Annotated in this window: 1 protein-coding gene; it reads left to right on the top strand. The window is 68.6% G+C overall.

Annotation, left to right across the window (positions count from 1 at the left end; genetic code table 11):
• Positions 1-1,349 (top strand): UDP-N-acetylglucosamine 1-carboxyvinyltransferase (locus ACI379_RS01940; protein WP_439790376.1); only part of this gene is annotated, 1,349 nt, incomplete at both ends.

The raw sequence follows: 1,349 nt of genomic DNA, 5'->3' as shown, positions 1-1,349 counted from the left end.
GCTGCGCTCGACCAGGAGATCGTCAGCCTCGCCCCCGGACCGACGCACCTGCGGGTCCACGGTCCCACCAAGCTCGCCGGCACCATCGACGTCAAGACCTCCAAGAACGCCGGTGTCGCGCTCCTGTGCGCCTCCCTGCTCAACCGGGGCCGCACCACGCTGCGCAAGGTGGCCCGCATCGAGGAGGTCAACCGCCTGCTCGAGGTCCTCACCTCCCTGGGGGTGCAGACCCGCTGGCTGGGCGACGAGGGCGACCTCGAGATCATCCCGCCGGCCGAGCTCAACCTCGCCAACATCGACGAGACCGCCGCGCGGCGCACCCGCTCGGTGATCATGTTCCTCGGCCCGCTCCTGCACCGGGTCCCGCAGTTCGACCTCCCGTACGCCGGCGGTTGCAACCTGGGTACGCGCACGGTGGAGCCGCACATGTCCGCGCTGAGGCCGTTCGGTCTGGACGTCCAAGCCACCGACGGCATGTACCACGCTGCCGTGGACTCCTCCGTGGTTCCGGGGCGCCCCATCGTCCTGACCGAGCGCGGCGACACGGTCACCGAGAACGCCCTGATGGCCGCCGCCCTGCACCCGGGCACGACTGTCATCCGCAACGCCTCGTCGAACTACATGGTCCAGGACCTGTGCTTCTACCTGCAGAAGCTCGGTGTGACCGTCGAGGGCATCGGCAGCACCACCTTGCGCGTCACAGGCCGCACGGAGATCGACGTCGACGTCGACTACGCGCCGTCGGAGGACCCGATCGAGGCGATGTCGCTGCTCACGGCCGCGATCGTGACGAACTCGGAGATCACCATCAAGCGGGTCCCGATCGAGTTCCTCGAGATCGAGCTGGCCACCCTGGAGGAGATGGGCTTCCTCTACGACCGCTCCGAGGAGTACTTCGCCGCGAACGGCCACACGCGTCTGGTGGACCTGACGACGCACCAGAGTGACCTCAGGGCGCCGCTGGACAAGATCCACCCGATGCCGTTCCCCGGGCTGAACATCGACAACCTGCCGTTCTTCGCCGCGATCGCTGCGGTCGCCGAGGGGCAGACGCTCCTGCACGACTGGGTGTACGAGAACCGCGCGATCTACCTGACCGAGCTCAACAAGCTGGGCGGTCAGGTCAAGCTGCTCGACCCGCACCGCGTGCTGGTCGAGGGGCCGACGCACTGGTCGGGCGCCGAGATCGTCTGCCCTCCGGCCCTGCGCCCCGCCGTGGTGATCCTGCTGTGCATGCTCGCCTCGAAGGGCCCGTCCGTGCTGCGCTCGACGTACGTCATCCACCGCGGGTACGAGGACCTCGCCACGCGGCTGAACCAGCTGGGCGCGAACATCGAGACGTTCCGCGA

The organism is Nocardioides sp. (assembly GCF_051876515.1).
In the GTDB taxonomy this organism is placed as follows: Bacteria; Actinomycetota; Actinomycetes; order Propionibacteriales; family Nocardioidaceae; genus Nocardioides.
The sequence above is the reverse complement of the archived record's forward strand: the minus strand, read 5'-3'. Positions and strand labels throughout refer to the sequence as shown.